Origin of the sequence: Agathobacter sp. LCP21S3_B2 (assembly GCF_052118705.1) — a bacterium.
In the GTDB taxonomy this organism is placed as follows: domain Bacteria; phylum Bacillota; class Clostridia; order Lachnospirales; family Lachnospiraceae; genus Roseburia.
In genome coordinates this window covers 40,576-46,575 of the sequence record NZ_JBQKGQ010000023.1, presented here as the reverse complement: position 1 = coordinate 46,575, position 6,000 = coordinate 40,576, and the positions used below count along the sequence as shown (strand labels likewise).

4 protein-coding genes and 1 pseudogene are annotated in these 6,000 nt (G+C 45.6%); all 5 read right to left on the bottom strand.

Going from position 1 to position 6,000, the window contains the following annotated elements; translation table 11 throughout:
* Nucleotides 1-192: 192 nt before the first annotated feature.
* The gene (gene gatB / locus ACTQ1L_RS13885) at nt 193-1,620 is read right to left on the bottom strand and encodes an Asp-tRNA(Asn)/Glu-tRNA(Gln) amidotransferase subunit GatB (RefSeq protein ID WP_441367762.1); all 1,428 of its coding nucleotides are present in this window, start codon (nt 1,618-1,620) and stop codon (nt 193-195) included.
* An 18-nt stretch (nt 1,621-1,638) separates the two neighbouring features.
* A complete protein-coding gene (gatA, locus tag ACTQ1L_RS13880; protein ID WP_441367760.1) occupies nt 1,639-3,150 on the bottom strand; it encodes an Asp-tRNA(Asn)/Glu-tRNA(Gln) amidotransferase subunit GatA in 1,512 nt (503 codons plus the stop codon).
* Between the two features lie 17 nt (nt 3,151-3,167).
* Complete coding sequence (gatC, locus tag ACTQ1L_RS13875) at nt 3,168-3,464, bottom strand: Asp-tRNA(Asn)/Glu-tRNA(Gln) amidotransferase subunit GatC (RefSeq protein WP_306748814.1); 297 nt, start codon at nt 3,462-3,464, stop codon at nt 3,168-3,170.
* A 174-nt stretch (nt 3,465-3,638) separates the two neighbouring features.
* A pseudogene (locus ACTQ1L_RS13870) lies at nt 3,639-4,085 on the bottom strand (GNAT family N-acetyltransferase); the annotation flags it as partial.
* A gap of 536 nt (nt 4,086-4,621) precedes the next feature.
* Nucleotides 4,622-5,953 carry an aspartate--tRNA(Asn) ligase gene (gene aspS / locus ACTQ1L_RS13865; RefSeq protein ID WP_441367758.1) on the bottom strand — a complete coding sequence of 444 codons (1,332 nt, stop codon included), beginning with the start codon at nt 5,951-5,953 and terminating at the stop codon, nt 4,622-4,624.
* Nucleotides 5,954-6,000 lie beyond the last annotated feature (47 nt).

The following is a 6,000-nucleotide window of genomic DNA, read 5'->3' as shown; positions in this document are numbered from 1 at the left end:
GCAGGGGTATGGATATCCTGACGATGAGTATTTCTTTTTAAAACTCATTGATATGAGCAGAGTTGATTATGTGAGGAATCCTAAATCCCATAAGTTTTGTGATTGAGCCAATAATTTCTAAGATACTTTTGCAATCCCGAGCAATTATTGGAGTGCCCAAAATTATTGCTGCAATTGAACAGCTCAAATCAATTATAACAGCTCCATAAGAAGCTTATTGACAACAGCAGGATTTGCCTTGCCCTTTGTGGCCTTCATGGTCTGACCTACAAGTGCTCCGATGGCTTTCTTCTTGCCATTGTGGTAATCCTCCACTGCCTGTGGATTTTCATCGATGACAGCCTGAATTGTGGCTTTAAGCTCACCCTCATCATTCATGCTCTTAAGACCGTTCTCCTCGACATACTGCTCAGGGTCGATATCGTCCGAGAATATTTTCTCAAATACTTCCTTGGCAACAGATGAGTTGATCGTGCCTGCATCTACCAGATCTACAAGCTTTGCAAGGTTTACAGGTGAGAATTTTATCTCATCTGCATCCATATCATTATCCTTTAACAGTCGCATTGTCTCAACCATCAGCCAGTTTGAAACCTTCTTCGGCTTGCCGCAGAGCTTTGTGGCAGCCTCAAATATGTCTGCCATATGCTTTGACTCTGTGAGAATCTTTGCATCATACTCAGGGATGTCGTATTCCTTCTTGTAGCGTGCAAGCTTCTGTGGACGAAGCTCAGGCTGCTTTGCCTTTATCTGTGCAATCCATTCATCGGATACTACGATTGGCACGAGGTCAGGCTCCGGGAAATATCTATAGTCCTGCGCATCCTCTTTTGAACGCATGGCATGTGATGATTCCTTGTTGTCATCCCATCTACGTGTCTCCTGTACTACCTTTCTGCCCATCTCAAGAAGCTCTATCTGGCGCTCACGCTCGCCCTCGATGGCATGTGCGATAGCCTTGAAGGAGTTAAGATTTTTCATCTCAGTACGTGTACCAAACTTCTTTGCGCCCACCTCTCTGACTGAGATGTTGACATCGGCACGCATTGAGCCCTCATTCAATTTACAGTCAGATGCTCCGAGATACTGGATGGTCTGGCGCAGTGTCTCAAGGTATGCGATAACCTCCTCAGCGGAGCGCATATCAGGCTCTGATACTATCTCTATAAGAGGTACTCCGGAACGGTTGTAATCTACGATAGATACGTCCTCCCACTCGTCATGTACGAGCTTTCCGGCATCCTCCTCCATGTGGATTTCATGGATTCTGACGTTTTTCTTTCCGTTTGCTGTCTCAATCTCCACTGAACCGTTGCGGCAGATTGGCAGATAAAGCTGTGATATCTGATAGTTCTGTGGGTTATCTGGATAAAAATAGTTCTTTCTGTCAAATTTGCTGTACTGTGTGATGGTACAGTTGGTGGCAAGTCCTACTGCCACTGCGTACTCTACAACCTGCTTGTTTAAAACAGGAAGTGAGCCCGGCTGTCCTGTGCAGACAGGACATGTATGTGTATTTGGTGCGCCTCCGAATGCTGTGGAGCAGGCGCAAAAGATCTTTGTTTTTGTAGCTAACTCTACATGGACCTCAAGTCCGATGACTGTCTCATAGTTTTTCATATCCTTTTTGCCTCCTTCCTACTGTGCACCGGCAGATTTATTGGTATCTGCTGTATTTTTGTTACTGTATTCCTCCGCGATAGTGCTACGCTTATGCTCTCTTGTTTTTTCAAAGCTATAGGCTGCACGGATGATATTCTTCTCCTTAAAGCAGTCTCCGATGAGCTGTAATCCGATTGGAAGTCCGTTTTTGTCCATGCCGCACGGAAGCGATATTCCCGGAAGACCTGCAAGGTTTACAGATATGGTGTAGATATCACCGAGGTACATCTGGATTGGATCACTTAAGCTCTCTCCAAGCTTTGGAGCTGTGGTTGGTGCTGCCGGTCCGAGTATCACATCATATTTGGCAAAGGCATCATCAAAGGCTTTTTTGATAAGTGCTTTTACCCTTAAGGCCTTTAAGTAATATGCATCATAATATCCTGATGAGAGTACGAAGGAGCCGAGCATAATTCTTCTCTTTACCTCAGGTCCAAAGCCCTCAGAACGCGATTTCTTGTACATGTTGTGAAGGTCTGTGTACTCCTTTGTACGGTATCCGTATTTGACACCGTCGAATCTGGCAAGGTTTGAGCTTGCCTCAGCACAGGCGATTACATAGTAAGCCGGGATGGCATACTCTACAAGTCCGAGGTCAAATTCCTCCACAACAGCACCTTTTTTCTTTAATTCATCTGCCGCTGCAAGGATTGCCGATTTCACATCAGGGTCAAGTCCATCTCCGAGATAATCCTTTGGAATACCAATCTTCATACCCTTTACGTCATCGACAAGCGCCTCTGTAAACTTCAAATCGTCTCTGTTTACTGATGTCGAATCCTTCGTATCATATGAAGCAATTGTCTCAAGTATAGCAGCACAGTCTGTGACATCCTTTGCGATAGGTCCAATCTGGTCAAGCGATGAGCCATAGGCAATGAGTCCATATCGTGAAACTGTGCCGTAGGTTGGCTTGATTCCTGTCACACCACAGAAGGAGCTTGGCTGTCTGATTGATCCACCTGTATCTGAACCGAGTGCAAACGGTACCTCCTCTGCTGCAACTGCTGCACAGCTTCCGCCTGATGAACCGCCCGGTACGTGCCCTGTGTTCCATGGGTTTTTGGTTGCTCCAAATGCTGATGTCTCTGTGGTGCTTCCCATAGCAAACTCATCCATGTTGGTTTTTCCCACGATGACACAGCCTGCATCCTCAAGGCGCTTAACAGCCTCCGCTGTGTAGGTCGGGATGAAATTGTAGAGTATCTTTGATGAACATGTGGTGAGAAGCCCTTCTGTACACATGTTATCCTTTATGGCTACAGGCACACCCGCAAGCGCTCCTTTTAGCTCTCCCGCGTCAATTTTTGCCTGAACCTCTGCTGCTTTTTTAAGTGCACCCTCTTCGTCTATTGTGACAAAGCTGTTTATCTTTTCTTCTTTTGCTTTTATAGAAGCAATGGCAGCCTTTACAGCCTCTTCCACTGTAACTTCCTTTGCCTGTATTTTCTTGCCGAGTTCCACGGCAGTTAAAGACATTAAATCCATTTTTCTCCTCCTTGCCGTTATTCGCCGATTGTCTTTGGTACCTTGAATCCGCCGTCCTTCTTGACCGGTGCGTTGGCAAGTGTTGCTTCACTTCCGTCACCGTTTGTGACAACATCATCTCTAAATACATTATTTACAGGGAATACATGGCTCATAGGCTCAATTCCCGAAGTATCAAGCTCCTCGAGCTTGTCGATATAATCAAGCATATCTGCCATATCCTTCTTGGCAGCCTCTGCCTCCTCCGGTGAAAGCTCAAGCTTTGCAAGGATTCCGACATACTCCATAGTCTCGTCAGAGATTACGTTTCTCATGACTCCGTCCTCGCCCATCACCTTTGTGGTAACAGCCTGCTGCTCAGGAGTCTCATCCTCAGGTTCCTCGTCAAGTGCAGCACTTCTGACCTTTGCATATACCGCTTCATCGCATATACCCTGATTGTTGAAGCCTGCATGGCGTAAAGTACCCTCATAATCCATGCCTGCCGCAGCCATCACCTTGCCTGAATTTGGATTTTCAGTATCATGTCTGGCCCATACACGTCCGGCACCAACCTCATTGATGAAAAATCTGATGATAGCTGTGAGTGCCTCTGTCATATAACCATTATTCCAAAAACGCTTTCCGATACAATAACCGATTTCAACCGACTCAACTCTCTCATCAGTTTTAATTGCACTTATAGTTCCGATAGGCTGCTCGAGATCATTAAGCTCAATAGCCCACTGATAAAAATCTTTTTCGTCATACTTAGATATCCATTCTTTTAAAATAGTCTCTGTAGTATCAACACTCTCATGCGCCGGCCATGTAAGATATTTTGTCACTTCCGGGTCATTCGCCCAGTTGTAAAACATGTTCTCGGCATCTTCTATTTCAAATCTTCGAAGAGTAAGCCGCTCTGTGGCGATTTCTCTTGTTCCTATATGATTCATACGATATCCTTTCTCTCTTTCCTGATATTTAAATTTATTCTTAGAATATACCAATATCTGCCCTAGGGTGCGCTACCCCCTGCAACGCATGGGTGCATATATATTGTGAAGACAAATTTTTAACAGTTCCGACGCTCACAGCCTGTAATACCTCACAGCACACATTCTGCCAATAACCTATCCGCAGGAAATGTCTGAACAATCTTAAAAATTTTCTGAACAAAATATATACACACATGCCACCACACAGCCTGCATGCGCACCCGTCATAATTAAATCCTGCATATCGGGGACTGCCAAAGCCTGCACTCGGGTGCGCTAAACACCCTGCAACGCATGGGTGCATATATATTGCGAAGACAAATTTTTAACAGTTCCGACGCTCACAGCCTGTAATACCTCACAGCATACCTCCTGCCAATAACCTATCCGCAGGAAATGTCGGAACAAGCTTAAAAATTTTCTGAGCAAAATATATACACACATGCCACCACACAGCCTGCATGCGCACCCGTCACACCCCTAGAAGCTAAATTCTATGGCTCCAATCTGCTGAGATCACGAGGAAACAGTGTTGCCTCACGCACATTGTCTTCTCCGATAAGCTGCATTGTAAGTCTCTCAAGTCCTATTCCAAGACCTCCATGTGGCGGCATGCCGTACTTAAAGGCTGAAAGATAGCTCTCCATACCCTCTGTCTCCATGCCACGCTTTGCGATTTTTTCCATAAGCTTGTTGTAGTCGTGGATTCGCTGGCCGCCTGTTGTGATTTCAAGACCTCTGAAAAGCAGGTCAAAGCTTAAGGTGTATGTCTCGTCTGCCGGATCATCCATGGCATAGAACGGTCTCTTCTTTGAAGGATAATGTGTGACAAATACAAAATCACTGCCATACTCTTCCTTGAAGTACTGTCCGATAAGTACCTCCTCCTCCGGCTCTAAGTCGAATGGGTTTCTGAACTGTCTGTTATATTTTTCTGCGACACGCTGCTTTGCCTCGTCAAATCTGACTCTTGGTATGCTTGTCACGTCAGGCAGCTTAATCTTTAAAAGCTCAAGCTCCTTGGCGTATGAGGTCTTTAAAAGCTCCATGGTGTACTGCAAAAAGCCGGTCTCCATCTCCATGATATCCTCGAATCCGTCAATGTAGCCCATCTCGAAATCGAGTGATGTATACTCATTCAGATGTCTCTTTGTATTGTGCTTTTCTGCTCTGAAAACAGGTGCAGTCTCAAATACCCTGTCAAAGACACCTACCATCATCTGCTTGTAAAACTGCGGGCTCTGCTGTAATATAGCCGGTCTGTGGAAATATTCAAGCTTGAAGAGGTTGGCGCCTCCCTCGGCTGACTTTGCACCAAGCTTTGGCGTATGAATCTCTGTAAATCCATTATTATAAAGGAAATCCCTAAAGCCCCTTGTGATACCCTCCTGTATACGGAACGTAGCGCGCTCTCTTGGATTTCTGAGTGCCACTGCCCTGTTATTGAGCTTTGCCTCAAGCGAAGTATTCAGTTTCCATTTGTTGATCTGAAGCGGCATAGGCTCCGCCGGCTCAGATAAAATTGTGATAGTGTCAAGACGAAGCTCGAAGCCGTTTGGAGAACGGTCATCACTCTTGTATGTGCCGCATACCTCCACGGTATCTGCTTCCTTTAGATCATCGACGCTAAACCGGGATTTGCCCGGCTCGTATACACACTGTACGAGTCCGTCCCTGCGTCTTAAGACGATGAATGCAACCTCACCCATATCTCTTATGGTATGAATCGCACCCTTTACTTTGATGTTTTTGCCCTCGTAGTCGCCTGCAAGAATTTCTGCGATACCGAGGTCTTCCTTTTGAACTGCTCCTGTTAAGAATTCCATATTTTTGTGCTCCTTTGATTTTTTAAGCGGGACGGAAAAAAGCCCCG